The following is a 26,214-nucleotide window of genomic DNA, read 5'->3' as shown; positions in this document are numbered from 1 at the left end:
CCAACGACATACAATGCTCAAGGCCCGTCAAGTCACGACATATTGTTTCGTCGAAAATCAATTCAGACTTTGTGCATTTTCTCTCAATCGCGCATCGGCCCGGCCAATTTGGCCGGATCTATGCGGGCGTCGCGCCATTTCATGCCCCAATGAAGGTGCGGCCCGGTCGCGCGACCGGTCTGCCCCACTGCGCCGAGAACCTGCCCCTGCACGACGCGGTCGCCCAGCTTCACATCGAGCCGCGAGCAATGCAGAAACACGCTGTTCAGCCCCATACCATGGTCGATCATCAATAAATTCCCCTCGAGCGTGAAGGGCGTGGTGGCAGCGAGAACGACAACTCCATCAGCGGGTGCCACAAAAGGCGTCCCTGTCGGCACCGCTATGTCGGCACCGCTATGATAGCTCGCCGGTGTGCCGCGATAGATTCGCTGTGATCCGAAAAAGCCCGACCGCCGCCCCGTGACCGGCCAGATAAAATGCTGACGCCAGCCGTCCGAATCGGCATTGGCGTGGCGTCCGGCGTTGATCTGTTTCAGCTCACCCGGACGGCGACGGGCAAATTCGGCGCTGGTGGCGGCCCCGCCCCGCAACGGCGCGTCGATATTCTCGATCCGCCATTTGCCGGGTGCGACCGCCAGATAGCGTTCGACATGCCGCCCATTGGTCAGCGTTGCGACAAGATGCGCGCCGGTATCGGCATCGCGATCAAAGGCGATCAGGAATGTCCCGTCATCCGCGACCGGAATCAGCTTACCATCAAGCGTCAGCGTTTCAGTATCGGTGGGCGCGCGGCCAAGAAGCGCCAGTCCCTGTTCGGGTTCGCCTTGCAGGACGAAATCCGCGCGCACCGAAGCAGGCGGAGCAGACGCGGAGGCTGCCGGAGCCGCTGATGCCGCTGACGGAGACGTTACGACCGGCGCTGGAACCGGAGGTCGGGGTGCCACTGCTGCGGATTCCATGGCGGGAATACAACTGCCAGGTACGATCATCAGTCCTAATATGCCAACCAGCTTTGGCCAACCTGCCGCCAAGCTCATGCGGCGTCGCCCATCCCGTCAATCGCCGCCTGCACCGAAATGGCGGCGCTGGCATAAGGTTCTTGCCGCTCGACCGACCAATAGCGCAGCTCGTCTAGCCCAATCGGCACTCCGGTAACCGCGCACAGCACATGGTCACCCGGCGACAGCAGGCGGAATCCATTGGCCTGATATTGCAGGCGGGCGAGGCGGTTGCGGCTGGCGATCAACATAGGTCGGCTTTCAGATTGGAGCGATATTTGCGCGGGGGTTATAACAGCATCGTCCGTTTCGGACACCCCCCGACACACCGCACGCATCGTCAGAACAGCTCGCCCTGCCCCTTTGGCTTGGGTGCCGCCTTGCGTGTGGCGCGCGGCTCAACGGGCGCGGGCGTGTGTGCGGCGGACGGTGTATCGCCCGTTTGCACCGGAACCGCGCCGTCGGCGAATTGCAGCTGCAGCCGCTGGGCTTGCCGCGCCTTGTCCGCCGTCATGACAAGCGCACCGCCCGCATCGCGCACCATGGCATAGCCACGCGACAACAGCGCGCGCGGGTCGAGCGAGACGAGCAAGCGCCCAAGCCCTTCAAGCTGAGCCCGGTCACGATCCCACCGCTGGATGAGCAGCGTCGGGCGCAGAGCGGCAGCGCGGGTCGCAAGCCGTTCGCGTGTCACTGCCAACCGCTGCGTCTGGCTGCGGTCGAGGCGGTCGCTCGCATCGTCGAGCCGCTGACGCTGCGGCGCATAGAGCGTAGCGCGGCGCGGCAGCAGACGGGTCAGCGCCGTCACCCGCTCATTCGCAAGCGCCTGCCCGCGATTCGCCGCTCCGATCATCCGGCTGCCCCAAGTCGCGAGCTGCGCCTGAAGTTCGACGCGCACCGGCACCGCGATTTCGGCGGCTGCGGTCGGCGTCGGGGCACGGCGGTCGGCGGCATGGTCGGCCAGCGTCACATCGGTTTCATGGCCCACCGCGCTGATCGTCGGAATCCGGCAGCCGGCAATGGCGCGCACCACCACCTCTTCATTGAACGCCCACAGATCCTCGATCGACCCACCACCGCGCGCGACGATCAGCAAGTCGGGACGTGGCACTATACTGTGCACTATACTGTCGTGCGTCAGCGCATCAAAGCCGCGCACCGCCGCCGCAACCTGTGCCGCTGCGCCTTCGCCCTGCACCAGTACCGGCCACACGATCACATGCGTCGGGCAGCGGTCGGCAAGGCGATGGAGAATGTCACGGATCACAGCGCCGGTTGGCGATGTCACGACACCGATGACCTTGGGCAGCATCGGCAGTTCTTGTTTGCGCTCGCCCGCGAACAAACCCTCTTCGGCGAGCCGCGCTTTCAGCTTTTCGAACAAAAGCATCAGCGCGCCTTCACCCGCGACTTCCAGCGATTCGACGACGATCTGATATTTGGAGCGGCCGGGATAGGTGGTGAGCTTGCCCGTCGCGATCACTTCGATGCCATCTTCGGGCCGGAACGCCAATCGCGCCGCTTGCCCTTTCCACATGACAATATCGATCAAAGCATTGTCATCTTTCAGGCTCGCATAAAAATGGCCCGACGCCGCGCGCTTGGCGCCCGATAACTCTCCGCGCACGCGCACGCGCGCGAAGCCATCCTCTACCGCACGCTTTACCGCCGCCGATAATTGGCTGACAGACAGGGCCGGTGCATTGTCCCCCGGCGTCGCCTCGGCTAACAGCCGCCGGGCGCCTTCATCCATATCATCGGCGCGGTCGGAAAAAGGGGCAGACATGCAAATCCTGTTGGTTGGTTCGGGAGGCCGTGAACATGCGCTGGCTTGGCGGCTGGCGCAATCACCCAGTTGCGACAAGCTGTTCGCCGCGCCGGGAAATCCGGGCATAGCCGAGGTCGCCGACTGTGTCGCCATCGGCGTCGATGATCTCGATAGCCTGACCCAATTCTGCAGCGAGAAGAAGATAGATTTCGTTGTCGTCGGCCCCGAAGGCCCGCTGGTCGCGGGGCTCGCCGATCGGTTGCGCACGATGAACATCCCGACCTTTGGCCCAAGTGCCGCCGCCGCGCAGCTCGAAGGGTCAAAGGGCTTTACCAAGGATTTGTGCGCGCGCGCCAATATTCCGACCGCCGACTATATCCGCTGCACCAGCGCCGCAGAGGCGCATGACGCACTCACCCGTTTTGCCGTGCCGGTGGTGATCAAGGCCGATGGGCTGGCCGCGGGCAAAGGTGTCATCATCGCCGAAAGCCGCGAAGAGGCTGCCGCCGCCATCGACGATATGTTCGGCGGCGCCTTTGGCGGCGCGGGCGCCGAAGTGGTGATCGAAGAATTTATGACCGGCGAGGAAGCGAGCTTCTTCGCTTTGTCGGACGGCCAAGCGATCACCGCCTTTGGCAGCGCGCAGGATCATAAGCGCGTCGGCGACGGTGACATCGGCCCCAACACCGGCGGCATGGGGGCTTATAGCCCCGCGCCGGTGTTAACCCCGGAGCTCGAAGTCGAGGTTATGGAGCGGATCATCGGCCCGACCGTCACTACGCTGGCCATAGAGGCTATGCCTTATGTCGGCGTGCTATTCGCCGGATTGATGCTGACCGAGACCGGCCCGCGCCTCATCGAATATAATTGCCGCTTTGGCGACCCCGAATGTCAGGTGTTGATGATGCGTTTTTCCGGCGATCTGGCCGCCCTGCTCCACGCCGCCGCCACGGCGTCGCTAGCCGATGCGATGCCTCCCGCCTTCACCGATGATTATGCGCTGACCGTGGTGATGGCCGCGAACGGCTATCCCGCCAGCCCCGAAAAGGGCGGCGCGATTTCTGGCCTAGGCAAAGCCGAGGCCTGTGGCGCGCGCGTCTTTCACGCCGGCACGTCCAATAGGGACGGCATGCTTGTGGCTGCGGGCGGACGGGTGCTGAACGTCACCGCAACCGGCCCCACCGTCACCGCCGCACAGACCAAGGCCTATGATGCCGTCGATAGAATCGATTTCGCTACTGGATTTTGCCGCCGCGATATCGGCTGGCGCGAAGTGGCCCGCGAGCGGGGTTGAGCCGGACTGGACGCGCCGGTTCGCGCTGGCTAATCTGAGCCGATAAGCGCGCTGGTCGCGTGATTTTCAAATAAGGAACGGGAAAATATCATGATGAGCTGGGTGCAGGAAAATTGGATCATCTGTCTGGTCGTGGTGTTGATTTTGATCGCGCTGGTCTGGTGGCTGCGCTCGGGTAAAAAGCCTGTTGGTCCCGGCGAGGCGGTGATGACGCCCGAGGCAGCGCCAAAAAAACCGCTGGAGGCCACGAAGCCCGACATTGTCGTCGCCGAGCCCGCCCGCTTCAAGACCGCCGAGCCGGTGACGACACCCCCGCCACCGACTGCCGCACCGCAAACCGCCCCTGCACCGACGACTCCTGCCGCTGGCGGGTCGGACAATCTGCAACTGCTGAAAGGTGTCGGCCCGAAATTGGCAAAATTGCTGACCGAATTGGGCGTTACCAGTTTTGCCCAGATTGCGGCGTGGAGCGAGGCCGACATTGCCGACATTGATTCGCGCCTCGGGACGTTTCAGGGCCGCGTCACGCGCGACAATTGGGTCGATCAGGCCGGCTATCTGGCGCGCGGCGACAAGGCGGGTTTTGAAGCCAAATATGGCGTTTTAGGCGGCGAGCTTTAATCCTCGGCGGGCTGGCTGAGTTCGCTCACCAGCAATTTGTCGATCTTGCGCCCGTCCATATCGACAATTTCGAATCGCCAGCCGCGATCCTCGAACAGCTCGCCCTCGGTCGGCAAATGTTTGAGCACCGCCAACGCGTGTCCCGCCGCCGTTGCGTAATCGCGGTCGTCATCGAGGTCGATTCCCAGACGCTCGGCCATCGCATCGGCGGGCATCGATCCGGCGATGAGCAGGCTGCCATCTTCGCGCTCGACCACGAACGGCTCGCTGCCGATATCCTGATCCGAGGCGAATTCGCCCGCAATGGCCGACAAAAGATCGGCGGGGGTCACCAATCCTTCGAAATGACCATATTCGTCATGAACGAGCAGCATCGGCACATCGGCGGCGCGAAGCGATTCGAGCGCGTCCATCGCGTCAATCTGGTCATGAATAACACTGGCCCGGCGGGTGAGCCTTTCGAGGTCGAGCGCCTCACCGCGAAACAGCGCCGCCGCGATGTCGCGTGCCTGCACGACCCCGACAATATCATCGACCGATCCGCGCGCCACGGGAAGCCGTGTGTGCGGCGTTTCCAGCAATTTCGCGCGCACCGCATCGGCGTCGGCACCAATATCCAGCCAGTCGACCACGGTGCGCGGCGTCATCACTTCGCGCACCGGTCGATCAGCAAGCCGCACCACGCCTGAAATAATCGCGCGTTCATTCTCTTCGATGACGCCCGATTTCGATGCTTCGGCAACAATCAGATGCAGTTCTTCGGCGGTCACCCGGTCTTCGGATTCGCGGTTAAGGCCAAGCAGGTGAAACACCAGCGCCGAACTGCGGTCAAGGACCCACACCACCGGCGCCGTGATGCGCGATAGCCACAGCATCGGGCGCGCCATGACAATGGCGATCGGTTCGGGTGCGCGCAGGGCAAATTGCTTGGGGACCAATTCGCCAATAATCAGCGAGAAATAGGTGGTGACGGCGATCACCAACGCAAAACCGCTGCTGAGTGCGGTGGCATCATCAAGGTCCAGCCAGGCTTGAAGCCTTTGGCCGACCGGTTCGCCCAGACTCGAGCCCGAATAGGCACCCGCCAAAATTCCGATAAGCGTAATGCCGACCTGCACGGTCGAAAGGAAACGGCCGGGGTTGGCTGCCAATTGGCGCGCGATGGCGGCGCCGCGGCGCCCGCGACGCTCGGCCGCCAGCAAGCGCGGGCCGCGCGCCGAAACGATCGCAAGCTCCGACAGAGCAAAAATGCCGTTGAGAACAATAAGCAGGGCAATGATCGCCACATCCGACCAGGGAAAGGGTGTCATGCTGTCATTGTCCGGCCCGGCGGCGGCTGGCCCGTATCCATCTGGTCATCCTTCCCCTATAAACGAAGGCGGGGTCGCTGCACAATGGCATCTGCCTTTCACCTTGCTCATCGACAGTTCAGGGTGAAAAGTGGAACCACAGGGTAAGCCATTGGTTATTGGCGCAGAGAGTGAAAGGCCGGTACATGTCTTCCGGCAACAAAAGGGAGCAAAATATGAAAAGTCAGATGATCCGCCTAGCCGCCGTCGTCAGCGTCGGTGCCATGACATTGACCGGCTGCGTCACAGACCCCGAGACCGGCAACCGCCGGATTTCCAAGGCCGCTATTGGCGGCGTCGGCGGCGCACTCGGCGGCTATTTGCTCGGCGACCTGATCGGCGGCAAGAACAGCCGCACCGAAGAGATTGTCGGCGCGGGCATCGGCGCGGTCGCGGGTGCAGGCGCTGGTTATTATATGGACCAGCAGGAAAAGAAACTGCGCGAACGCACCGCCGGAACCGGCATTGATGTCGAACGCCAAGGCGACCAGCTGGTGCTCAACATGCCCGGTGACGTGACCTTTGATTATAACAGCGCGATGGTGAAGTCGCAGTTCCGCAGCGCGCTCGACAGCGTCGCCTCGACGCTCGCCGAATATCCCAGCACCTATATCGACGTCTATGGCCACACCGATTCGACGGGCAGCGACAGCTATAATCAAGGCCTGTCCGAGCGCCGCGCCAGCTCGGTCGCCGATTATCTGGCGGGTCGCGGTATCCAGCGCCAGCGTATGGCAACGCGCGGCTTTGGCGAAACCCAGCTCAAATGCTCGCCCGAAACGTCCGAAGCCGATTTTCAATGCAACCGCCGCGTCGAAATTCGTATCGCTCCGGTCACTCAGGATGACGTGAACGCCGCCCGTTAAGTTCGATCCTCGCCCTCCCCGCTTGCGGTGGAGGGCGTTGATTGCAGTCATCTGAAAGCGGAAGCCTAGCTCAGACCAAAGCTTCCACGCAGGCCATCGATTACGAACTGCGCCGCCAGTGCTGCCAACAAGACACCGAGTAGCCGGGTCAGAACCGCCTCGGCATTCTGGCCCATAAGCCGCATGAGCGGTCCGGCGGCGAGCAGCGCCACCAGCGTCAGCAGCAACACCGCAACCATCGCGCCGAGGATCACCAACGCCCGCTCGATACCGTCATTTTGCGAAACCAGCAGCATGATCGAGGCGATCGACCCCGGTCCGGCAATCATCGGCATCGCCATCGGAAAGATCGACACATCCTCTACTTCGGGGGCTTCGATAATCTTTTGCGCGCGATCTTCGCGACGCTGGGTGCGTTTTTCAAACACCATATCAATCGCGATCATGAACAGCATCAGACCACCCGCGATTCGGAAACTATCGAGTTCGATATGCAGGGCGCTCAGCAATTGTTCGCCGAACAGCGCAAAGCCAAACAGAATCAAGCCCGACACAATTATCGCACGGACCGCCATCGCGCGACGCTGTGCCGGACTGGCGCCTTCGGTCAGGCTGGCATAAATCGGCCCGCATCCGGGCGGATCGATAACCACAAATAAAATGGTGAAGGTCGAAAGGAAAAGTTCGAGCATCAGCGTTCCGCCGCCACTTGGTCGTCAATGACCGGCTGCATCGCCTTACCATCCCACAATCGCACGGTGATCCGCCGTGATCCGTCGGGGCGGACAATCGAGGTCCAACTCATCGTCTGGTCGTGCGACAAGCCGACCGCCATATCTTCACCCTCACCAGCGACAGTGATACCAACCGCAGGGCGAACGCCGCATTTGGCCTTTTTGGAGGCGATAAATTCGGGTGCGACGCGCGGGGTCGCCAGCGTGTCGCCATGGTCGAGCACCCATTGAAGTTTGCCCTTGGGATCGCGCAGCCAGACCGTTGTATAATATCCGACGCTACCATCAGGGCGCTGCGTTCCGCCGGTGGTTGCACCGGCGGTTCCGTCGCAGCTCGAATAGACGGCAGAGGGCTGCCATTTAACCGCCGCCGCCGGGTTGGCACGGCCACTCAACCAATCGCGCGCCTTCACCCGTTGCGGCACGAACATGACCGCATCCTTATGTGCGGTTTCGCGAAAGGCGGTCCATTGCCCCTTGTCCTGAGCGAGTCGCGCAAAACCAAGCTCTGCGGCAACAATCGCGCTGGGGTTGGCCGCGAGCGGACGCTTACGGGGATCGGGACCATTCGCACAGGCCGACAGCAGGGTGAGCATGGCGAGCGCGGCAAGAATCGAACGCATCAAAAACCCTCCGGATCGGTCAGGCCCGCGCGGCGGTGCGCGGCAACCAGCGTGTTACGCAGCAAACAGGCTATGGTCATCGGCCCGACCCCGCCGGGGACCGGCGTGATGGCGCGGGCGACGGTCTGAACCGACCCGAAATCAACATCGCCGACTAGCCGTCCTTTTGTTGCACCGGGTTCGGGCGACAAGCGGTTGATGCCGACGTCGATGACGACCGCACCGGGCTTGATCCAGTCGCCCTTGACCATTTCCGCGCGGCCGACCGCTGCCACGACAATGTCGGCACGGCGCACGGCATCGGCCAGATCGCGGGTGCGGCTGTGCGCCATGGTCACGGTGCAATTGGCACCGAGCAACAGTTGCGCCATCGGCTTGCCCACCAAGATCGAGCGGCCAACAACTATCGCATCCTTGCCCGACAGATCGCCAAGTTGGTCCTGAAGCAGCATCAGACAGCCGAGCGGCGTGCACGGCACCATACCGGCAATGCCGAGCGCCAGACGACCGGCGCTGACCGGAGTCAGGCCATCGACATCCTTGTCGGGATGGATCGTCGCTACCGCAGCTTGCTCGTCGAGATGAGACGGCAAAGGCAGCTGCAACAATATGCCATCGACCGCCGCATCAGCATTGAGCGATGCAAGCAACGCCTCTACCTCGGCCTGTGTCGCGGCGGCAGGCAGGCGATGCTCAAAGCTCAACATGCCAGCGCCGACCGTCGCCTTACCCTTTGAGCCGACATAGACCGCACTCGCCGGATCGTCACCGACCAGCACCACGGCCAGTCCGGGCGCACGGCCCGTCGCGGCGGCAAAGGCCGGAACCGCAGCGCCGACTCTGGCGCGCAGGTCCGCCGCGAAAGCTTTTCCGTCAATGACGCGCGCGCGCTGATCGACGTCCATATTTACAGTCCGCTGTTAATGGCCAATGTGGCGACATAGTTGAGCACAGGACCATCGATGATGATGATCAGAATCAGCACGATCATCGGGGTCAGGTCGATGCCGCCGAAATCGGGCATGATGCGCCGAAAGGGCCGGTACAGCGGCTCGGTGATCCGGTCGAGCACCAGCCACAGCTGGCCGACAAACTGGTTGTGGGTGTTGATGACGTTAAAGGCGATCAGCCACGACATCACCGCCTGCACGATGATAAACCACCACAGGACCGTCAGCAGGATATGGACGATCTGGATGAGCATGATAAGCAAAGTGAATCTCCGAAAAAGCAGACATTGACCGCCTCTTTAGCGGTGAATGAGCGTGCCCGCACCCCTTGCGGTGAAAATTTCGAGCAGCATCGCATGTGGCACCCGCCCGTCGAGAATGACAGCGGCGTCAACCCCGGCTTCGACGGCGGTTACGCAGGTCTCGATCTTGGGAATCATTCCGCCACTGATCGTGCCGTCACCTTGCAATTCTGCAATGCGTGGGGGGGCTAGGTCGGTGAGTAGCGCGCCGCTCTTGTCGAGCACCCCCGCCACATCGGTGAGCAGGAACAGCCGCGCCGCACCCAGCGCCGCCGCCACTGCGCCCGCCATGGTATCGGCGTTGATATTATAGGTGTGGCCATCGTCACCGATACCGATCGGCGCAATCACCGGTATGATACCCGCCTCTGACAAGGTATCGAGCACGCGCCGGTCAACATGCGCCGGCTCGCCAACAAAGCCCAGATCGACCGCCTGCTCAATCAGGCTGTCGGGGTCCTTGGTTGTCCGCGCCACTTTGGTCGCGCGAACCAGCCCGCTGTCCTTGCCCGAAAGCCCGACCGCGCGGCCGCCCGCCTGCCCGATCCACGCGACGATTTCCTTGTTGATCGCGCCCGACAAGACCATTTCGGCGACCTTGGCGGTTTCGGCATCGGTGACACGCAGTCCGTCAACAAAGCGGCTTTCGACGTTAAGCCTGTTCAGCATCGCGCCAATCTGTGGTCCGCCACCATGCACAACCACCGGATTGATGCCGACCGCTTTCAACAGCACGACATCCTCGGCAAAGTCGCGCGCCGCCTCTGGGTCGCCCATCGCATGGCCGCCATATTTGACCACAAAAGTCTGTCCGGCATAGCGCTGCAAATAAGGCAGCGCCTCGACCAGCGTTTCAGCCTTGGTCAACAGATCGGGCATATGGGCATGAATAGGGGCGTCGGTCATGCGGGCGCCTCTCCGTTCGTGCCATCCATACGGCGGCCAATGGCGACAACCGCCATCACGATCAGCGGCACCATCACCGCCGACAGCGCGATCTTGGCAATCATCTGGCCCATCATCAGGTCGAATATCGGGCGCACGCCATAAAAACTGATGGTGATGAAAATCAGCGTGTCGACAATCTGGCTGAGCGCCGCAGCAACGAAACCGCGCACGGCCATCAACCGTCCTGTCCCACCCGCCATGCGCGCGAACAGCCAGACATTGAGCGTGACCGATACGCCATAAGCAATGATTCCCGCCGCCATCATCCGCCAGCTTTGACCGACGATGATCGGAAAGGCCTCTTTCGCCGGTTCATACATGCCGGGGTCCGTGGGAAGCGACAGAACCAGCAAAGCAAGCAGGATAGCCAGCACCAATGGGATAAACCCCAGCCGCACCAAACGGTCGGCAACCGGCTTGCCATGCAATTCGGCAATACCGCTCGAAATCGCGATCAATGTCAGAAAAGGAAAAATCCCGGCTTCGACCGCCAAGGGGCCGAGCGCAATTTGCTTGGCGCCCAAAAAGCCGCCGAGCGGTACCATCCCCCCGTATAAAATAGCGAAAAGCAACAGCGAAGGCGCAATCGCGCGCGAAGGGGCGGGTTGGGTCATCGCCGCCGCTTAATCGGTTTTTGTCAAAGGGGGAAGAGTGTGCGCGCAGGCTTGCTCCAGCGACAAAGCCCGCTAGAGAGGCGAAACATTAGCGGGGGACGCATTTACCATGGAACGCTTTACCGGCTTACTCGGCATCGTCGCATTGCTGACAATAGCTGTGCTCTTTTCTTCGAATCGCCGCTGGATTCGCCTGCGCGTCGTGATCCCCGCCTTTCTGCTGCAGGCCGGATTCGCGCTGTTGGTGCTCGCGACACCGTGGGGCCGCGCGATCATTCAGACGATGTCGACCGGAGTGTCAAACCTCCTCGGTTATGCCAAGGCCGGTACAGATTTCATCTTTGGCCCGCTCGCGTCCCCCGAAATCGGGGCCAATAGTTTTGCCATTGCGGCCTTGCCCGTCATCATCTTTTTCGCCTCGCTGATTTCGATCCTCTATTATCTGGGCATCATGCAGCTTGTGATCAAATGGGTCGGCGGCGCGATCCAGAAAGTGACCGGGATCAGCAAGGTCGAAAGCCTGGGCGCAGCGGCGAATATCTTTGTCGGGCAAAGCGAAAGCCCGCTGGTCATCCGGCCCTATCTCGCCGGGCTGACGCCATCTCAACTGTTCACCGTGATGACCGTCGGCATGGCCGGCGTCGCCGGAACCATCCTTGGCGCCTATGCCAGTATGATCGGCGAACAATTGCTGCCCTACCTGCTCGCCGCGAGTTTCATGTCGGCGCCGGGCGGTATTTTGATGGCCAAGATCATCATGCCGGACAATCCTGCGGATCTGGGCATCGAACCGATCGAGATAGCAGCGGCCAGCCATGACGAGGAAAAGCCCGCCAATGTCATCATGGCGGCGGCGCAGGGCGCGCAAACCGGCGTCAAGCTGGCGGTCGCGGTCGGCGCAATGGTACTCGCTTTCGTCGCGCTGGTCGCACTTGCCAACGGGCTGCTCGGCGGCATCGGCAACTGGTTCGGCTATCCCGATCTGTCGTTTCAGGCCGTTATCGGTACGATCTTTCGCCCCGTCATGTGGCTGATGGGTGTGCCTTGGCACGAAAGCGGTGCGGTCGGCGGACTGTTCGGTACCAAGGTCGTTCTCAACGAATTTGTCGCCTTCATCGATCTTGGGAAAATTCAGGGCGACCTGTCGGCCACGTCAGTCGCCATCGGCACCTTTGCGCTATGCGGATTTGCCAATTTTTCCAGCATCGCAATCCAGATGGCGGTCACCGGCGGGCTTGCCCCCAACCAGCGCCCGATGATCGCCAAGCTGGGGCTGAAAGCGCTCCTTGCCGGCAGCCTGTCGAACCTGATGTCGGCGGCGCTGGCTGGATTGATGCTGAGTCTGCTTTAGATATCCATTGTCGCAAAGGCGGCGCGTACTTCGCTGACAAACAAATCCGGCTGTTCCCACGCCGCGAAATGGCCGCCTTTGTCGAGCTCGTTCCAATAGACGATATTCTTGTACCGCGCCGCCGCCCAGCGCCGCGATAGCCGCATGATTTCCTGCGGGAACAGGCTGCATCCGGTTGGGACAGAGATCTCGCCCGCCGCAAAGTTGCGGAAGCTGTGCCAATAAAGCCGCGCCGACGAGGCGGCGCTGTTGGTCAGCCAATACAGGCTGACGGTATCGAGCATCGTCTTGCGCGACAGCGCCTTTTCTGGGTGGCCGCCGACCGACTGCCCACCGGGTTCATGCCCGCAATCGGTCCAGCCCTGACATTTCTCGACGATCCAGCACATTTGCCCGACCGGCGAATCGGCAAGGCCATAGCCAATTGTCTGCGGGCGCGTCGCATGGTGCGTGGAATATCCGCTATCCTTGGCCTGATACCATTGAAAGCGCGCCAGATAGGCCTTCTCGGCATCGGTCAGGTCGCCCATCGTCGCGGGATCGGGGGTGCCGACGATCATATTGACGTGGATGCCCGCGCAATGATCTGCATGGTTGGCGCCGATCGCGCAGGTCACGGCGCTGCCCCAGTCACCGCCTTGTGCAAAATATCGGTCATAGCCCAAACTGACCATCAGCGCGTCCCACGCGGCGGCAATATGCTCGACGCTCCATTTCGCGACGATCGGCTTGCCCGAAAAACCATAGCCGGGAAGCGACGGGATCACGAGATGGTAATCGGTCGACAAAGGCGTGATGACATCCAGAAATTCAAGCACCGACCCCGGCCAGCCGTGCGTCAACACCAGCGGACGCGCATCGGGATTGGTCGAGCGAATATGCAGAAAGTGAATGTCGAGACCGTCAACTTCGGCGAGGAAATTGGGATGGCTGTTCAGCTCTGCCTCGACATCGCGCCAATCATAATCGTCGCGCCAACTCGCCGCCAGTTCCTGCGCATAGGCCAACGGTACGCCTTGATCCCAGTCGTCGACCGTTTCCTTTTCGGGCCAGCGTGTCTGGCCCAGCCGCCGCTTCAGATCGTCGAGCGCCGCCTGCGACACGTCGATGGTAAAGGGACGCGGCGGGGCAACTTGCATATCTCTCTCCGGTTGGGGGCGGTCAGGGTCGTGCGGGTGCTTTGCATCCGCGCTGCAACCCGACGCCTTTCAAAAAGCCGCGCCGTACCGTTCCGGCATAAACCGCCATAGCATAGCGCCGCCGCTCGGCATTGGCGCCGGTAATCTCCCCGATCAGTCCCTTGAAGGGGATGAACGAACCGGCGACCGATCCGGCGACGCGGCCCGCCGTTTCTTCGCGCTTTTTCGCGCGGCTTTTGTCGGCCTGTTCGTTAACATCGGGGCCGAGCACATCGTTGAGTTCGCGTATCTCTTGCTGGATCGCAGCGCACTTCCGCATCCCGCTCAGCGAATAGGCATTGTCCTGAATCGCCAATAATTTGGCCGGAACTTCCTTGCCGTCAAAAGGCTCTGTGACGGTATCGCCAACATCCTTGGCCGTGTTGTCCTCTTCCGGCGATCCCTTTTGCGCATAGGCGGCGGGCACCGACAACAAGCAGGCGGCGGACAGGGTGAACAGGATTTTGCCGGACTTCATAGCGCCATTTATCGCACCAAAAGGCAGCCAGCGCAATCAGCCGTCCATTGCGCTCAGCGCGTCGGAACCGGCTCCGGTCCGGTCCAGTCATAAAAGCCGCGTCCGGCCTTTTTGCCGACCCACCCCGCCTCGACATATTGGACGAGCAAGGGGGCGGGGCGGAATTTGGGGTCGCCTGTTCCAGCCTGAAGCACGCGGATGATTTCAAGGCAGGTGTCGAGCCCGATAAAGTCGGCCAGCGTGATCGGTCCCATCGGATGATTGAGTCCGAGGCGGCACCCTGCATCAATGTCCTGCATCGTTGCGACGCCTTCGCCCAGCGCAAAAACCGCTTCGTTGATCATCGGCATCAGCACGCGGTTGACTATGAAGCCCGGCGCGTCATTGGCATGGACTATTTCTTTGCCCAGCCCGCGTCCGAAGGCTTCGACGGCCTTCAATGTTGCATCGCTGGTCGCAAGCCCGCGAATCAGCTCGATCAGCCCCATCACCGGAACCGGGTTAAAGAAATGCACCCCGATAAAGCGCGCCGGGTCGGGCGCGGCCTGCGCCAGCCGCGTGATAGGGATCGAACTGGTGTTGCTGGCGAGAATGGCGGTGTCCGACAGATGCCGGCCGACGCTGGCAAAGATGCTGCGCTTGATTTCTTCGCGCTCGGTTGCAGCCTCGATGACAATTTCGCAGGGCGCAAATTCGCTATGGTCGGCAACTGGCGTAATGCGGGCCAGCAAAGCGTCGGCGTCGGCCTGCGTCATCTTTTCCTTGGTGACGAGGCGCGTCAAGGCTTTGGCGATGCCCGCCTTGCCCGCTTCGGCACGCGCCAGATCGATATCGGACAGCCGAACATCATGGCCTGCGCCCGCCGAAACCTGTGCAATGCCTGCACCCATCTGGCCCGCGCCAATTACGCCTAAAATCATCATCTGTCCTTTTCTTGCGGTGCGGCACAGGCCCACGCCTCCATAGGGTGGAAGCGGGCGAGTGCCTTCGCGGCGTCAGTCGGAAAAAGCCGCCGCCGCGTCAAGGGGCAGAGCGGAACGCCGTGGCATCAGCCAGCACCAGCGCAAAGGCGGGATCAACATCATCCCAGTTCGCCACCGGCGTCCAACCGCCCGCGCGCAGCAACAGGCTGGCTCCGCGCACGTCATATTTATGGCTATTCTCGCTATGGATCGATTCACCTGCCGCCATCATATAGTCGCAGCCATCAACGGTGAAACGCATCGCGCGATTGGCGACGAGATGCATTTCAATCCGCGCATGGACATCATCCCACACCGCGTGATGGGAAAAATCGGCGACCGGAATATCCCCGCTGAGTTCGGCATTGATCCGGTCGAGCAGGTTGAGGTTGAACGCGGCGGTCACTCCGGCGGGATCGTCATAAGCTTGCTCGAGCGTTTCGACATCCTTGATACGGTCGATGCCGATCAGTAATTGCGACCCCGCACCCAGCGCCTCCCGCCAGTTGCGCAACAGATCGACCGCCGTGCGCGCGACCATATTGCCGATGGTGCTGCCGGGAAAGAAACCCAGCTTGGGCATGTCGGTAATTTCCTTGGGCATTTCCACCCGCCCGGTGAAATCGGCCTCGACCGGATAGATAGGCAGGCCGTGAAATTCATCGGCGAGCGCCGCCGCGCTCTCGCGCAAAAATTCCCCCGAAATATCGACCGGCACATAGGCGGCGGGCGCGATGGCGTGCAGTAACAGCGGCGTCTTGGCCGAACTGCCAGAGCCAAGCTCGACCACGGCACGACCTGACCCTATGGCGGCAGCCAGATCAGCGCTATGGCGCGTCAACAGGTCGGTTTCGCTGCGCGTCGGATAATATTCGGGCAGCGTCGTAATATCCTCAAACAAGGCCGATCCGGTCGTATCATAAAACCAGCGCGCCGGAATCGCCTTGGGCGTCTGGCTAAGCCCCGCATGGACATCAGCGCGAAAGGCAATGTCGACGCCATTGGAATCGGCATCGACCTGCCGCAGAGTGCGGATCACCGCCATATCAAATGTCTTTCGCTAAACGCACGCCAGTGAACTGCCAGCGCTGGTGGGGGTAAAAGAAATTGCGATAGCTGGGCCGCACATGGCCGCGCGGGGTCGCACAGCTGCCGCCACGCAGGACCGACTGACCACTCATGAATTTGCCATTATATTCGCCGACCGCACCGGCGGCAGCGCGAAAACCGGGGTATGGGCGATAGGCGCTGCCGGTCCATTCCCACACGCCGCCGAACAGGTGGTGGAGGCCGGGGTCTGAGGCTGCGACAGGTTCGGGCTGCACCGGCCCCGCCACATCAAGCTGTTGCCCCGCGTGCGCGTCAAAGGCCGACGCCGCGACCTCCCACTCGGCTTCGGTCGGCAGTCGCGCGCCGGCCCAGCTGGCAAAAGCGTCCGCCTCGAAAAAGTTGATGTGGGTGACGGGGGCGACGGGGTCGATATCCCGCCAGCCGGCCAGCGTAAAATATTGCCCGTCGCGCCAATAATCGGGTGCCGCGATGCCCTCTGCCTGTACCCAGGCCCAGCCATCGCTGAGCCACAGCGCGGGAGTGCGATAGCCGCCGTCGGCGATAAACTGCTGCCACTCGCCATTGGTGACGGTGCGGCTGGCAAGCACATGTGGGCTGAGTATTGCGGGATGGCGCGGCCCTTCGCAATCAAAGGCAAAGCCCGCGCCGTCATGGCCGATGTCGGCAACACCTGAACGACCCTCCATCCATTCCAGCTCGCTTGCCACCGCGGAGGGCGCGGCAGCAGACGGCCACGCTGCAGGGCCGAGCGGGTTTTGCGCGAACAAATGCTTCACATCGGTGAGCAGCAATTCCTGATGCTGTTGTTCATGGTGAATGCCAAGCTCGACCAAAGCCAGCGCAGCGGGTGACAGATCGTCCCAATGATCGGCCAACGCCGCATCAACATGCGCCCGCCATTCGCGCACTGCATCGAGCGATGGACGGGTCAGCAATCCACGCTGCGCCCGCGCATGGCGCGCGCCCTCGGCCTCATAATAGCTGTTGAACAAATAGGGGTAGCGATCATTGAACAGCGCATAATCCGGCACATGATCGCGCAGGACAAAAGTCTCAAAAAACCAGCATGTATGCGCCAGATGCCATTTGGCGGGTGAGGCGTCGGGCATGGATTGCGCGCTAGCATCCGCATCGGACAGCGGTGCCGCCAAATCGAGCGTCAATTGCCGCGTCTTGGCAAGGCGCGCGGCCAATCCCATGCCGGCGGTTGGCAGTTCGGGCGCAACTATGGGTTGGGTCAGACTCGCCATGCTATGGATAATCCCCCGTCATCATACTGGTTCCGCACTGCCAACCAAGTCTAGAACATAGGAAGAACGAAGGCAAGCGATGGCCGGTCCGGTCAGCGCGTTGCCCCCGGTTGCCACAAAATGTCCCCGCCCGCTTGCAGGTTCAGATAGCGCGTCAGCACGAACAAATGGTCCGACAAACGATTGAGATAGGTCAGCGCGAGCGGGTTGAGCGATTGTTCGGAACCCGCCGCCACTGCCGCACGTTCGGCACGCCGCACAATCGCGCGGGCAAGGTGAAGCCGCGCCGCAACCTCTATGCCGCCTGGCAGAATGAAGCTGGTGAGCGGGGATAGCCCGTCGTTCATCGAATCGATTTCGCTCTCGAGCCTTGCGATCTGGCTCTGCACAATACGCAGCGCCATTTCGGCGGGGGCAAAACCAATGGCGGGATCGGCAGGAGTCGCAATGTCGGCGCCCAGATCGAACAGCTCATTTTGAATGCGTGACAGCATTGCCGCAGCCGGACTGTCTGACTCAAGCGCCGCCACAGCCACACCAATCGCCGAATTGGCTTCGTCGACGTCGCCAATCGCCGCCATCAACGGGGCCGATTTGGCAATGCGTGAACCATCGACCAGTCCGGTCGTGCCGGCATCGCCGGTGCGGGTGTAGATTTTGTTGAGCTTGACCATAGCCGGCTATGCGCAGCGCTGGTTAGCGCCCGCCAGCCAATACGCCGAGCAATACGAGCAGGATGATGGTGATCGCCTGCCATTTGATGCGCGCCATCATCATTTTATTCTGCATCAACTGATTTTCTTTCACCGTCCCGTTCATCGCGGCATTATGCCCTTGCGAGAAATGATACAGCCCGCGCCCAAGCGACACGAGAACGAGGACAGCGGCAACAACGACCGCCAAAAGAAGCAAAATCTGCATAACCGCAACTTAGGGCATTTTGAGCGAATATCCAGAGGGAAGCCGCGCAACCCGCAAATTTTCGGCGAGCGTGGGGCCATCAACGCCTGTTGCGCGCATCGCCGCAAGCGACGTCGCCGCATCGCGCTTGGCCAGCCTTTGCCCGCTGGCATCGCAGACCAGCGCATGATGCTCATAGGTTGGTGTCGGCAGTCCCAACAACGCCTGCAACAAGCGGTGGACGTCGGTCGAGGCGATCAGATCGGCACCGCGCACAACATGCGTCACCTGCATCGCCGCATCGTCGAGCGTGCTGGCGAGATGATAGCTGGCGGGAGCATCCTTGCGCGCCAGCACGACATCGCCATGCGCGCGCGGATCGGCAAGGCGTCGCCCCTGCCCCGCCTCTTCCCAATATAAATCCCCGCCAAGCGCCGCCGCGCGTTCCATATCGATCCGCCAGCAATGCGGTTCATCGGCAAGACGGCGGTCGCGAATATCGGCGCCCATGCCGCGACATGTGCCCGGATAATGCACACCCGTCGGGCCATGCGGCGCGGCCAGGCTGGCGGCAATATCGGCGCGTGTGCAAAAGCAGGGATAGACAAGGCCGCGGTCGCGCAGCCGGTCCAGCGCGGCGGAATAATCACCCAGCCGCTCCGTTTGGCGAACCGCAGGGCGATGCCAGTCGAGCCCCAGCCAGTCGAGGTCCGCAAAGGCCGCGCTTTCATATTCGACCCGCGACCGGCTGCCGTCGATATCGTCGATGCGGAGAAGAAACTGACCGCCCGCATCGCGCGCTGCGACATGCGCCAGCACAGCGCTATAGGCGTGGCCAAGATGCAACAACCCCGTCGGACTGGGGGCGAAACGCGTCAGAATAAGGCCCATATTAACCCCTTTCCAAGCCATATTCAGTGGTTATGTGCATCAGAATCCACCATATATTGAAATAGTAATCGGAAAAGTCTTGACGTCAGATTCTGAGCGCGCAAATACTATAGCCGTCAACACAGCACCCTGTGGAGTGGCGATCCCGGGGCGCACCAAAGACAGTTAGGGGCAGCGCCAGACTTTTATGTTTCATCCCGATCTTGCCCGGCATCCCGACTCCTGCCCAGCGTTGGTGCTCAATGCCGACTATACGCCGCTCAGCTATTATCCGTTGAGTTTGTGGCCATGGCAAACAGCGGTCAAGGCGGTATTCCTCGATCGTGTGACCATCATCGAAAATTATGCGCGCGAGATTCATTCGCCGACGCGCACCATGCCGATCCCCAGCGTCATCGCGCTGCGCCAATATGTCAAACCGTCACAACACCCCGCCTTCACGCGGTTCAACCTGTTTTTGCGTGATAAATTCGTCTGCCAATATTGCGGGTCGGGCAAGGATCTGACCTTTGACCATGTCGTACCACGGCGACTGGGCGGGCGGACAAGCTGGGAAAATGTTTCCACAGCCTGCGCGCCCTGCAATCTCAAAAAGGGGGGCCGGACGCCCAAACAGGCGCATATGCCGCTTTATCGCCAGCCGTGGCGCCCAACGACATGGCAGCTGCAGGATCATGGCCGCGCCTTTCCGCCCGGACATTTACACGACAGCTGGATCGACTGGCTGTACTGGGATGTCGAACTGGAGGCCTAATGCCACCTAGACATTAGGTGCGTTGCGGATGGCCACCGGCGCGTTGCGGCAACAGCGCGATCAAAGCGATAATCACCACACCCAGCACCAGCGTCGCGACCGGACGGCTGAGGTCGAGGCCGCCGCTGGCGAGAGGCTTGTCGAGGAAGTCGCCCACCGTCGCGCCCAACGGTCGGGTGAGGATGAAGGCGGCCCAGAACAACACAACATGGCTGGTGCTGGTCCAGCGATACAGCGCCCATGTCACCGTCAGAGCGCCCGCGAAAATCCCCGCCGCGGCCAGATAGCCCATGCCGGGCAGATCGGCCGTCCAGTCCCCCAGCGCGGTACCGAGCGTTTGTGAAAAGGTGATCGTCGCCCAGTAAAAAATCTCTGCCTTGGGCGTGGAGACACTATCGACCGACACCGTGCCCAGCACCGATTTCCACAGCGCCAGACTGGTCATCACCATCGCGAACAAAAGCAAGGAACCGCCCGGATAGCCGATCCCGATCGATCGCGTGGCAAAATCGGCCATCGTTGTTCCCGCCGTCGTCGAGGCGATGATCGTTGCCCAATAGAGCCATGGGTTGAATCGCTGCGCCGTAATCTGCCACGCCACCAAGACGACAAGCGCGGCCAGGAAAATGGCGGTGCCGACCAGATAGCCCAGATTCATCGTCATGCTGACGCTATCGCCGCCGGTTTCACCCAGCGTCGTCGCCAATATTTTGATGATCCAGAAACCAAGGGTGACAGCGGGGACTTTGCTGACGGTGGCCGATAGAGTCTGATTCAAAATTTTGTCTCCGAAGAAAGTGATAGCCAGCAAGGCTGGCTCCGTCTTCCTATGACGATACCACATGGCCCAATCCGCATAGCTATGCGCCAAACCGCTGCTTGACCACGCTTCTGTTGCGGTGCAGCATGCTTCGCATGGGCCCACCGATTCAAATCTCGCAAAATCCCGACATCCGCTATCTGGGGCGCATCCTTGGCGATGTCATCCGCGCCTATGGCGGCGAGAAATTATTTCGTCAGACCGAGTATATCCGCTCGGCCAGCGTCGACCGCCATCGCGGTGTGGTCGGGGCCGGCGCAATCGACCCCGGTCTCGACGCGCTCAGCCTCGACGACACCATCGCCTTTGTCCGCGGCTTCATGCTGTTTTCGATGCTCGCCAATCTGGCCGAAGATCGACAAGGCGTCGCGGCAGAACCGGAAGCAACCATCGCCGCCGCCATAGCCAAGCTGAAATCCGATGGCATCGATGCCGACGCGGTGGCGCAATTGCTCGATGCCGCGCTGATCGCCCCCGTTCTCACCGCCCACCCAACCGAGGTGCGGCGCAAGTCGATGCTCGATCATAAGGCGCGCATTGCCGAACTGATGGAACTGCGCGACGGCGGCAGCGATGAAACCCCCGAAGGCGACATCATCGAAGACGCCATCCGGCGGCAGATCGTGCTGTTGTGGCAGACGCGGCCCCTGCGCACCGAAAAGCTGTTTGTCGCCGACGAGATCGATAATGCGCTGACCTATTTGCGCGACATATTCCTGCCCGTCCTGCCCAAGCTGTTCGCGCGTTGGGAAGCCGAGCTGGGGCAGCGCCCCGCGTCCTTCCTGCGGATCGGTAGCTGGATCGGCGGCGATCGCGACGGCAACCCCTTTGTCACCGCCGACACGATGACCTTTGCCACCGGTCGCAATGCCGCTGCGGTGCTCGAACATTATTGCGGCGCCGTCCACAAACTGGGCGCGGAACTGTCGGTTTCCTCTGACCTTGCGCCAGTGACCGACGCGGTTCAGGCGCTCGCCGATGCCAGCGGCGACGATGCGCCGAGCCGCAGCGACGAACCCTATCGTCGCGCCTTGTCAGGCCTCTATGCCCGGCTCGCCGCCACCTATGCGCGGATTACAGGCCACGCCCCGCCGCGCGCGTCCAAGCTGCCCGGCACCGCCTATCAAACCCCCGGCGAGTTTCGCCGCGATTTGGTGACATTGGCGAGCGGCTTGTCGGCAAGCGGCGAAGGCCAGTTGGGTGGCATCGGCGCTCTCGGGCGTCTGATCCGCACGGTCGAGATATTCGGCTTTCATCTTGCGACCCTCGACATGCGGCAAAATAGCGCGGTGCACGAACGGGTGCTCGCCGAATTGCTCAAGGTTGCAGGCGTCTGCCCCGATTATCTCGCGCTCGACGAGGAGGCGCGCATTGCGCTGCTCACCGCCGAACTGGCCCATGACCGTCCGCTTGCGGCGGGCTGGCATGAATGGAGCGAAGAGACGGCGGGTGAGCTCGCCATCATCCATGCCGCGGCGGATATCCGCGCGCGACTTGGCCCCAAGGCGATTTGCCAATGGATCATCAGCATGGCGCAAAGCGTGTCCGACTTGCTGGAGGTGCATGTGCTGGCACGCGAAGGCGGGCTGTGGCGCAGCGATGAAACCGGCGAAGCGACAAATTTGATGGTGGTGCCATTGTTTGAAACCATCGCCGATCTGGACAAGGCCCCCGCCATCATGGCGCGCTATTTCGCCATGCCCGAAATCGCCCCGCAGATTGCGGCGCGCGGACATCAGGAAGTGATGATCGGCTATTCGGATTCGAACAAGGATGGCGGCTATCTGACCTCGACCTGGGGATTGCATCAAAGCTCGGCGGCGCTGACTCCTGTCTTTGAGACGGCAGATTGCGCCATGCAGTTGTTCCACGGACGCGGCGGCGCGGTCGGGCGCGGCGGCGGCAGCGCCTTTGACGCGATCCGCGCACAACCTGCCGGAACCGTGCAGGGGCGCATCCGCATCACCGAACAGGGCGAAGTCATCGCCGCCAAATATGGGACGCAGGCCAGCGCCGCGACCAATTTGGAAGCGATGGTATCGGCCAGCCTGCTCGCGAGTCTAGAACCAGAAACATTGGGCGACAAAGACGCCGCGCGATTCACGGCGGCGATGGATCAAGTGTCTGACAGCGCCTTCGCCGCCTATCGCGGGCTGGTGTATGACACACCGGGGTTCAAGGATTTCTTTCGCGCGATGACCCCCATCGCGGAGATTGCGACGTTGAAAATCGGGTCGCGCCCGTCGAGCCGGACCAAAAGCGGCGCAATAGAGGATTTGCGCGCCATCCCCTGGGTGTTCAGCTGGTCACAGGCACGGGTCATGTTGCCCGGTTGGTATGGCACCGGCGAGGGATTTTCCGCCTTCAAGGACCAGGCGATGCTGCGCGATATGGCGCAAAGCTGGCCCTTTTTCCACGCTTTGCTGGGCAATATGGAAATGGTTCTGGCAAAATCGGACATGGGAATCGCGGCGCGTTATGCTGCGTTGGCCAAGGGTGTCGACGGTCATGCCGCAATCTTTGATCGCATCACCGACGGCTGGAAACGCGCCCATGACGGCTTGTTGGAAATTACCGGACAGAGCCGGTTGTTGGACAAGAATCCCGCGCTCGAAGCGTCGATCCGCTTGCGGCTGCCCTATGTCGAGCCGCTCAATCTGTTGCAGATCGAGCTGATGAAGCGCCATCGTACGGGCGAAACCGACCCGCGCATCGCCGAAGGAATCCAGCTGACCATCAACGCCATCGCAACCGCGCTACGCAACAGCGGTTAGGCTTCCTAGCTAGGTCGAAATCATCAGGACTTCCCCCTTGGTCGCCTTGCCATCGGGGGTGAATGTGATCGTGAAATGATCGCCATCCTTGTCGGTGCCGGTCAGCACATCGCCCGACCGCGATACCTTCATGTCTTTTTTGGCAAACTCGGCGGCCATCCAGTCGGCGGCGGTGGACGCCGTCGCGGGCGAAGTGAAGCCGAAGCGCACGGTCGCTTTTTCCTTATCTTTCTTGCCATTGGCGTCGACGTTGACGTTGGTGACATGGCTTCCCGGATAGAGTTTGACGCCGTCGATATCGAAATCGCTGTCGATGCTGACCTTGGCAAAATCGGGGAGGTCAAAGCTGATGTTCACCCCGTCTCCGTCGAGGGTGAATTTTCCGCCATCTTTGCCCGACGTGATGCGGACTTTACCGCCATCATCACCTTTGGCGTTGATAACAACTTCGGTCGTGTCTTGCTTATCTTTATTGCTGTCATGCTGTCCGCAGGCGGCGAGTAGCATCAGCGGCAGGATCAGAATCGAACGGCTCATCGCAAATCTCCTTGGTGAGTTATATCAATAATACACCAAGGAGATGAGGAGTCAATTGTTGAGGGTTTCCGCAGCGGCCCGCTCCCCCGTCAGGCGAGAAAATCACGCGTCGATGCTGGTCCGCACATCGGCATGGGCCAATCCGCCATCGACGGTCAGCGTCTCACCGACAACATAATCGCCCGCCTTTGACGCAAGGAAGATGGCGGCGCCTGCCATATCTTCGGGCACCCCGATCCGCTTGGTCGGAATTGAGTGTGCGACGGCATCGCCATGGTCGCGCGCGGCCTTGTTCATCTCCGACTGGAAGGCGCCCGGCGCGATAGCTGTGGCGATGATGTTGTCGCTGACAAGCCGCGCCGCCATCCGTTTGGTGAGCCACAATATCGCCGCTTTCGACGCATGATAGCTATAAGTTTCCCACGGATTGAGCCGCATCCCGTCGATCGAACCAATGTTGATGACCTTCGCTGGATGGTCGCCCGCGCCACCCGCCTTGAGCAGATTGTGCAAGGCTTGGGTCAGGAAAAAGGGCGATTTAACATTGAGGTCCATCACCTTGTCCCAGCCCGCTTCGGGGAAGGTTTCAAACGGCTCGCCCCATGCCGAACCGGCATTGTTGACGAGAATGTCGAGCTTGTCCTCGCGCTTGCCGATTTCTGCGGCGAGCGCGCGGCAGCCGTCGACGGTCGACAAGTCGAACGGCAGGCCGATGACCTTGCCCGGATAGCGGCTGTCGAAATCGGCAACCGCCGCATCAACCTGTGCCACTTTCCGCGCCGAAATATAAACGCGCGCGCAGCCCGCGGCGAGATAGCCTTCGACGATCATCGCGCCGATACCGCGCGATCCGCCGGTCACCAGCGCGACGCGGCCATCGAGGGAGAAAAGGTCTTTGAGATTCATGGGCTTTGTCCTTCTAATCCCTCCCCTTCAGGGGATGGGTTGGGGGTGGGGTTTGCGAGTCAGGGCTGGGTCATCGGCCCACCCCGCTGCGGCTAGGCAGCAAGCTGCCAAGCCTCACGGCCCCTCCCCTAAAGATGGAGGGGATAAGAAAATTTAATACCCGTTCATCCGTGCCACGGCATCAATATGAAAATGGGCGTCGCCCATATATTCGGCGAGCGCACGATCGCGTTTCATATAAAGGCCGATGTCATATTCGTCGGTCATGCCGATTCCGCCGTGCATTTGCACGCCTTCGCGCACCGCCAGATTGGCGACGCGGCTGGCTTTGGCTTTCGCAACCGAGACCATCAGCTTGGCTCCGTCATTGCCTTCATCAAGCAATTGCTGCGCCTTCATCACCGTCGCGCGTGCGACTTCCAACTCACCATAAAGGTGCGCGGCGCGATGTTGCAGCGCCTGAAATTCACCGATCAGCTTGCCGAACTGTTTGCGTTCCTTGAGGTAGGTGACGGTCATGTCCATCGCGCCCTGCCCCACACCGACCAGCTCTGCCGAGGCGCCGGTGCGCGTGGCGGCAAGCAGCGTGTCGAGCAGTTCCTGCCCCTGATCCAGTTCACCAATCACGGCATCGGCATCAACCTCGACCCCGTCGAATGTCATAATGCTGGCAAGGCTGGAATCGACAAGGCGGCGCGGGTCAGCGGTCAGGCCCTTGGCATCTTGCGGCACCGCGAACAACGTCAGCCCGCCCTCGGTCTTGGCGGCCACGATGCTCATGTCGGCGACATGGCCGTGCAGCACGAAGCATTTTTTCCCGTCGAGGCGAAAGCCGTTGCCGCTGCGCGTCGCGGTGGTCGCGATGCGGTCGGGGCGATGCTTGCTACTCTCGTCGATGGCGAGCGCGATGATCGCCTTGCCCGCGGCAATGACCGGCAGCCAGCGCTCGGATTGCGTCCCACCCGCCTTCGCCAGCGCAGCGACCGCGCCGACACTGGTCGACAAAAAGGGCGAGGGGGTCAGGTTGCGGCCGATTTCTTCGAGCACGATGCCCGCTTCGGTATGACCCATGCCCAGCCCGCCATGCGCCTCTGGCACCAGCATGCCGGGCAGGCCCATTTCACCAAATTCGGCCCAAAGCTCGCGCGAAAAGCCGGTGGCGTCGGCGCTGTCACGCAGCTGACGCAGATGTTTGACCGGCGCCTTGTCTGTCATAAAGGGAGCGACGCTGTCCTTGAGCATCGCCTGGTCGTCATTGTGGTAAAGCGGCAT

28 protein-coding genes are annotated in these 26,214 nt (G+C 61.5%); 6 read left to right on the top strand and 22 right to left on the bottom strand.

Features of this window, described 5'->3' with window-relative positions; translation table 11 throughout:
- Positions 1-83 precede the first annotated feature (83 nt).
- The 3 genes from ACR3XE_RS02600 to xseA all read right to left on the bottom strand — a co-directional run bounded on the left by ACR3XE_RS02600 (position 84) and on the right by xseA (position 2,787).
- Positions 84-962: a M23 family metallopeptidase gene (locus ACR3XE_RS02600; protein ID WP_473700259.1), complete on the bottom strand. Its 879-nt coding sequence runs from the start codon at positions 960-962 to the stop codon at positions 84-86.
- A 74-nt stretch (positions 963-1,036) separates the two neighbouring features.
- Positions 1,037-1,252 (bottom strand): DUF2093 domain-containing protein, encoded by a 216-nt coding sequence (locus ACR3XE_RS02595; protein WP_473699141.1) that lies wholly within the window; start codon positions 1,250-1,252, stop codon positions 1,037-1,039.
- An 89-nt stretch (positions 1,253-1,341) separates the two neighbouring features.
- Positions 1,342-2,787 (bottom strand): exodeoxyribonuclease VII large subunit, encoded by a 1,446-nt coding sequence (gene xseA / locus ACR3XE_RS02590; protein ID WP_473699142.1) that lies wholly within the window; start codon positions 2,785-2,787, stop codon positions 1,342-1,344.
- Between xseA and purD the strand changes: the two genes are divergently transcribed.
- Together purD and ACR3XE_RS02580 are read left to right on the top strand one after the other, a co-directional pair.
- Positions 2,786-4,063, top strand: coding sequence for a phosphoribosylamine--glycine ligase (gene purD, locus ACR3XE_RS02585; protein WP_473699143.1), 1,278 nt, complete (start codon positions 2,786-2,788; stop codon positions 4,061-4,063). The genes xseA and purD overlap by 2 nt on opposite strands.
- A gap of 90 nt (positions 4,064-4,153) precedes the next feature.
- Positions 4,154-4,684 (top strand): hypothetical protein, encoded by a 531-nt coding sequence (locus ACR3XE_RS02580; RefSeq protein WP_486185890.1) that lies wholly within the window; start codon positions 4,154-4,156, stop codon positions 4,682-4,684.
- Here ACR3XE_RS02580 and ACR3XE_RS02575 read toward each other — a convergent pair.
- Complete coding sequence (locus tag ACR3XE_RS02575) at positions 4,681-5,994, bottom strand: hemolysin family protein (RefSeq protein WP_473699145.1); 1,314 nt, start codon at positions 5,992-5,994, stop codon at positions 4,681-4,683. The two genes, ACR3XE_RS02580 and ACR3XE_RS02575, sit on opposite strands and share 4 nt — an antisense overlap.
- Positions 5,995-6,209: 215 nt before the next feature.
- Between ACR3XE_RS02575 and ACR3XE_RS02570 the strand changes: the two genes are divergently transcribed.
- Positions 6,210-6,899: a YiaD family glycine zipper/OmpA-like lipoprotein gene (locus tag ACR3XE_RS02570; RefSeq protein ID WP_473699146.1), complete on the top strand. Its 690-nt coding sequence runs from the start codon at positions 6,210-6,212 to the stop codon at positions 6,897-6,899.
- Positions 6,900-6,964: 65 nt separating this feature from the next.
- Here ACR3XE_RS02570 and ACR3XE_RS02565 read toward each other — a convergent pair whose 3' ends face one another.
- From ACR3XE_RS02565 to ACR3XE_RS02540, 6 genes are read right to left on the bottom strand one after another with little or no spacing between them, the layout of a single operon-like run.
- Positions 6,965-7,591 (bottom strand): MarC family protein, encoded by a 627-nt coding sequence (locus tag ACR3XE_RS02565; protein ID WP_473699147.1) that lies wholly within the window; start codon positions 7,589-7,591, stop codon positions 6,965-6,967.
- Positions 7,591-8,256: a hypothetical protein gene (locus tag ACR3XE_RS02560; RefSeq protein WP_473699148.1), complete on the bottom strand. Its 666-nt coding sequence runs from the start codon at positions 8,254-8,256 to the stop codon at positions 7,591-7,593. Before ACR3XE_RS02560 ends, ACR3XE_RS02565 begins: the two co-directional genes overlap by 1 nt.
- Complete coding sequence (gene folD, locus ACR3XE_RS02555) at positions 8,256-9,161, bottom strand: bifunctional methylenetetrahydrofolate dehydrogenase/methenyltetrahydrofolate cyclohydrolase FolD (RefSeq protein WP_473699149.1); 906 nt, start codon at positions 9,159-9,161, stop codon at positions 8,256-8,258. The genes ACR3XE_RS02560 and folD overlap by 1 nt, the downstream gene beginning before the upstream one ends.
- Before the next feature lie 2 nt (positions 9,162-9,163).
- Positions 9,164-9,460 carry a YggT family protein gene (locus tag ACR3XE_RS02550; protein WP_473700260.1) on the bottom strand — a complete coding sequence of 99 codons (297 nt, stop codon included), beginning with the start codon at positions 9,458-9,460 and terminating at the stop codon, positions 9,164-9,166.
- A gap of 45 nt (positions 9,461-9,505) precedes the next feature.
- Positions 9,506-10,414 (bottom strand): acetylglutamate kinase, encoded by a 909-nt coding sequence (gene argB / locus ACR3XE_RS02545; protein WP_473699150.1) that lies wholly within the window; start codon positions 10,412-10,414, stop codon positions 9,506-9,508.
- A complete protein-coding gene (locus ACR3XE_RS02540; protein WP_473699151.1) occupies positions 10,411-11,070 on the bottom strand; it encodes a queuosine precursor transporter in 660 nt (219 codons plus the stop codon). The genes argB and ACR3XE_RS02540 overlap by 4 nt, the downstream gene beginning before the upstream one ends.
- Before the next feature lie 109 nt (positions 11,071-11,179).
- On the opposite strand from ACR3XE_RS02540, the gene ACR3XE_RS02535 reads away from it, so the two are divergent.
- Positions 11,180-12,421 carry a NupC/NupG family nucleoside CNT transporter gene (locus ACR3XE_RS02535; protein ID WP_473699152.1) on the top strand — a complete coding sequence of 414 codons (1,242 nt, stop codon included), beginning with the start codon at positions 11,180-11,182 and terminating at the stop codon, positions 12,419-12,421.
- Here ACR3XE_RS02535 and ACR3XE_RS02530 read toward each other — a convergent pair.
- From ACR3XE_RS02530 to gluQRS, 8 genes are all read right to left on the bottom strand, one after another.
- Entirely contained in the window at positions 12,418-13,560 is a 1,143-nt protein-coding gene (locus ACR3XE_RS02530; RefSeq protein WP_473699153.1) for an epoxide hydrolase family protein, read from the bottom strand. The genes ACR3XE_RS02535 and ACR3XE_RS02530 overlap by 4 nt on opposite strands.
- Before the next feature lie 22 nt (positions 13,561-13,582).
- Positions 13,583-14,077 (bottom strand): hypothetical protein, encoded by a 495-nt coding sequence (locus ACR3XE_RS02525; protein WP_473699154.1) that lies wholly within the window; start codon positions 14,075-14,077, stop codon positions 13,583-13,585.
- 53 nt (positions 14,078-14,130) lie between these two features.
- Complete coding sequence (locus tag ACR3XE_RS02520) at positions 14,131-15,000, bottom strand: 3-hydroxyacyl-CoA dehydrogenase NAD-binding domain-containing protein (protein ID WP_473699155.1); 870 nt, start codon at positions 14,998-15,000, stop codon at positions 14,131-14,133.
- Between the two features lie 97 nt (positions 15,001-15,097).
- Positions 15,098-16,084, bottom strand: a complete 987-nt coding sequence (gene egtD, locus ACR3XE_RS02515; RefSeq protein ID WP_473699156.1) for an L-histidine N(alpha)-methyltransferase — start codon at positions 16,082-16,084, stop codon at positions 15,098-15,100.
- A gap of 1 nt (position 16,085) precedes the next feature.
- Positions 16,086-17,360: an ergothioneine biosynthesis protein EgtB gene (gene egtB, locus ACR3XE_RS02510; RefSeq protein ID WP_473699157.1), complete on the bottom strand. Its 1,275-nt coding sequence runs from the start codon at positions 17,358-17,360 to the stop codon at positions 16,086-16,088.
- Between the two features lie 92 nt (positions 17,361-17,452).
- Complete coding sequence (locus ACR3XE_RS02505) at positions 17,453-18,034, bottom strand: cob(I)yrinic acid a,c-diamide adenosyltransferase (protein ID WP_486185889.1); 582 nt, start codon at positions 18,032-18,034, stop codon at positions 17,453-17,455.
- Between the two features lie 22 nt (positions 18,035-18,056).
- Entirely contained in the window at positions 18,057-18,281 is a 225-nt protein-coding gene (locus ACR3XE_RS02500; protein ID WP_473699158.1) for an HIG1 domain-containing protein, read from the bottom strand.
- Positions 18,282-18,290: 9 nt separating this feature from the next.
- On the bottom strand, positions 18,291-19,151 hold the full coding sequence (gene gluQRS, locus ACR3XE_RS02495) for a tRNA glutamyl-Q(34) synthetase GluQRS (RefSeq protein ID WP_473699159.1): 861 nt from the start codon (positions 19,149-19,151) through the stop codon (positions 18,291-18,293).
- Between the two features lie 187 nt (positions 19,152-19,338).
- Between gluQRS and ACR3XE_RS02490 the strand changes: the two genes are divergently transcribed.
- Entirely contained in the window at positions 19,339-19,905 is a 567-nt protein-coding gene (locus tag ACR3XE_RS02490) for an HNH endonuclease (RefSeq protein WP_486185888.1), read from the top strand.
- Positions 19,906-19,918: 13 nt separating this feature from the next.
- Here ACR3XE_RS02490 and ACR3XE_RS02485 read toward each other — a convergent pair whose 3' ends face one another.
- A complete protein-coding gene (locus ACR3XE_RS02485) occupies positions 19,919-20,683 on the bottom strand; it encodes a COG4705 family protein (RefSeq protein WP_473699160.1) in 765 nt (254 codons plus the stop codon).
- A gap of 137 nt (positions 20,684-20,820) precedes the next feature.
- On the opposite strand from ACR3XE_RS02485, the gene ppc reads away from it, so the two are divergent.
- Positions 20,821-23,499 carry a phosphoenolpyruvate carboxylase gene (gene ppc, locus ACR3XE_RS02480; RefSeq protein WP_473699161.1) on the top strand — a complete coding sequence of 893 codons (2,679 nt, stop codon included), beginning with the start codon at positions 20,821-20,823 and terminating at the stop codon, positions 23,497-23,499.
- Positions 23,500-23,508: 9 nt separating this feature from the next.
- On the opposite strand, the gene ACR3XE_RS02475 is transcribed toward ppc, so the two are convergent.
- From ACR3XE_RS02475 to ACR3XE_RS02465, 3 genes are all read right to left on the bottom strand, one after another.
- On the bottom strand, positions 23,509-24,036 hold the full coding sequence (locus tag ACR3XE_RS02475; protein WP_473699162.1) for a hypothetical protein: 528 nt from the start codon (positions 24,034-24,036) through the stop codon (positions 23,509-23,511).
- A 102-nt stretch (positions 24,037-24,138) separates the two neighbouring features.
- Positions 24,139-24,942: an SDR family oxidoreductase gene (locus tag ACR3XE_RS02470; RefSeq protein ID WP_473699163.1), complete on the bottom strand. Its 804-nt coding sequence runs from the start codon at positions 24,940-24,942 to the stop codon at positions 24,139-24,141.
- Positions 24,943-25,095: 153 nt separating this feature from the next.
- Positions 25,096-26,214, bottom strand: a complete 1,119-nt coding sequence (locus ACR3XE_RS02465; protein ID WP_473699164.1) for an acyl-CoA dehydrogenase family protein — start codon at positions 26,212-26,214, stop codon at positions 25,096-25,098.

The sequence above is a fragment of the Sphingopyxis sp. 10G20-10 genome (genome assembly GCF_057365075.1).
This window is presented reverse-complemented; position numbering and strand designations above follow the sequence as displayed.

Bases quoted from the DNA above. Each gene is read 5' to 3' on its own strand.
- ACR3XE_RS02600 (WP_473700259.1), bottom strand. From the start codon at position 962: ATGGAATCCGCAGCAGTGGCACCCCGACCTCCGGTTCCAGCGCCGGTC.
- ACR3XE_RS02595 (WP_473699141.1), bottom strand. From the start codon at position 1,252: ATGTTGATCGCCAGCCGCAACCGCCTCGCCCGCCTGCAATATCAGGCC.
- purD (WP_473699143.1), top strand. From the start codon at position 2,786: ATGCAAATCCTGTTGGTTGGTTCGGGAGGCCGTGAACATGCGCTGGCT.
- xseA (WP_473699142.1), bottom strand. From the start codon at position 2,787: ATGTCTGCCCCTTTTTCCGACCGCGCCGATGATATGGATGAAGGCGCC.
- ACR3XE_RS02580 (WP_486185890.1), top strand. From the start codon at position 4,154: ATGATGAGCTGGGTGCAGGAAAATTGGATCATCTGTCTGGTCGTGGTG.
- ACR3XE_RS02575 (WP_473699145.1), bottom strand. From the start codon at position 5,994: ATGACACCCTTTCCCTGGTCGGATGTGGCGATCATTGCCCTGCTTATT.
- ACR3XE_RS02570 (WP_473699146.1), top strand. From the start codon at position 6,210: ATGAAAAGTCAGATGATCCGCCTAGCCGCCGTCGTCAGCGTCGGTGCC.
- ACR3XE_RS02565 (WP_473699147.1), bottom strand. From the start codon at position 7,591: ATGCTCGAACTTTTCCTTTCGACCTTCACCATTTTATTTGTGGTTATC.
- ACR3XE_RS02560 (WP_473699148.1), bottom strand. From the start codon at position 8,256: ATGCGTTCGATTCTTGCCGCGCTCGCCATGCTCACCCTGCTGTCGGCC.
- folD (WP_473699149.1), bottom strand. From the start codon at position 9,161: ATGGACGTCGATCAGCGCGCGCGCGTCATTGACGGAAAAGCTTTCGCG.
- ACR3XE_RS02550 (WP_473700260.1), bottom strand. From the start codon at position 9,460: ATGCTCATCCAGATCGTCCATATCCTGCTGACGGTCCTGTGGTGGTTT.
- argB (WP_473699150.1), bottom strand. From the start codon at position 10,414: ATGACCGACGCCCCTATTCATGCCCATATGCCCGATCTGTTGACCAAG.
- ACR3XE_RS02540 (WP_473699151.1), bottom strand. From the start codon at position 11,070: ATGACCCAACCCGCCCCTTCGCGCGCGATTGCGCCTTCGCTGTTGCTT.
- ACR3XE_RS02535 (WP_473699152.1), top strand. From the start codon at position 11,180: ATGGAACGCTTTACCGGCTTACTCGGCATCGTCGCATTGCTGACAATA.
- ACR3XE_RS02530 (WP_473699153.1), bottom strand. From the start codon at position 13,560: ATGCAAGTTGCCCCGCCGCGTCCCTTTACCATCGACGTGTCGCAGGCG.
- ACR3XE_RS02525 (WP_473699154.1), bottom strand. From the start codon at position 14,077: ATGAAGTCCGGCAAAATCCTGTTCACCCTGTCCGCCGCCTGCTTGTTG.
- ACR3XE_RS02520 (WP_473699155.1), bottom strand. From the start codon at position 15,000: ATGATGATTTTAGGCGTAATTGGCGCGGGCCAGATGGGTGCAGGCATT.
- egtD (WP_473699156.1), bottom strand. From the start codon at position 16,084: ATGGCGGTGATCCGCACTCTGCGGCAGGTCGATGCCGATTCCAATGGC.
- egtB (WP_473699157.1), bottom strand. From the start codon at position 17,360: ATGGCGAGTCTGACCCAACCCATAGTTGCGCCCGAACTGCCAACCGCC.
- ACR3XE_RS02505 (WP_486185889.1), bottom strand. From the start codon at position 18,034: ATGGTCAAGCTCAACAAAATCTACACCCGCACCGGCGATGCCGGCACG.
- ACR3XE_RS02500 (WP_473699158.1), bottom strand. From the start codon at position 18,281: ATGCAGATTTTGCTTCTTTTGGCGGTCGTTGTTGCCGCTGTCCTCGTT.
- gluQRS (WP_473699159.1), bottom strand. From the start codon at position 19,151: ATGGGCCTTATTCTGACGCGTTTCGCCCCCAGTCCGACGGGGTTGTTG.
- ACR3XE_RS02490 (WP_486185888.1), top strand. From the start codon at position 19,339: ATGTTTCATCCCGATCTTGCCCGGCATCCCGACTCCTGCCCAGCGTTG.
- ppc (WP_473699161.1), top strand. From the start codon at position 20,821: ATGGGCCCACCGATTCAAATCTCGCAAAATCCCGACATCCGCTATCTG.
- ACR3XE_RS02475 (WP_473699162.1), bottom strand. From the start codon at position 24,036: ATGAGCCGTTCGATTCTGATCCTGCCGCTGATGCTACTCGCCGCCTGC.
- ACR3XE_RS02470 (WP_473699163.1), bottom strand. From the start codon at position 24,942: ATGAATCTCAAAGACCTTTTCTCCCTCGATGGCCGCGTCGCGCTGGTG.
- ACR3XE_RS02465 (WP_473699164.1), bottom strand. From the start codon at position 26,214: ATGCCGCTTTACCACAATGACGACCAGGCGATGCTCAAGGACAGCGTC.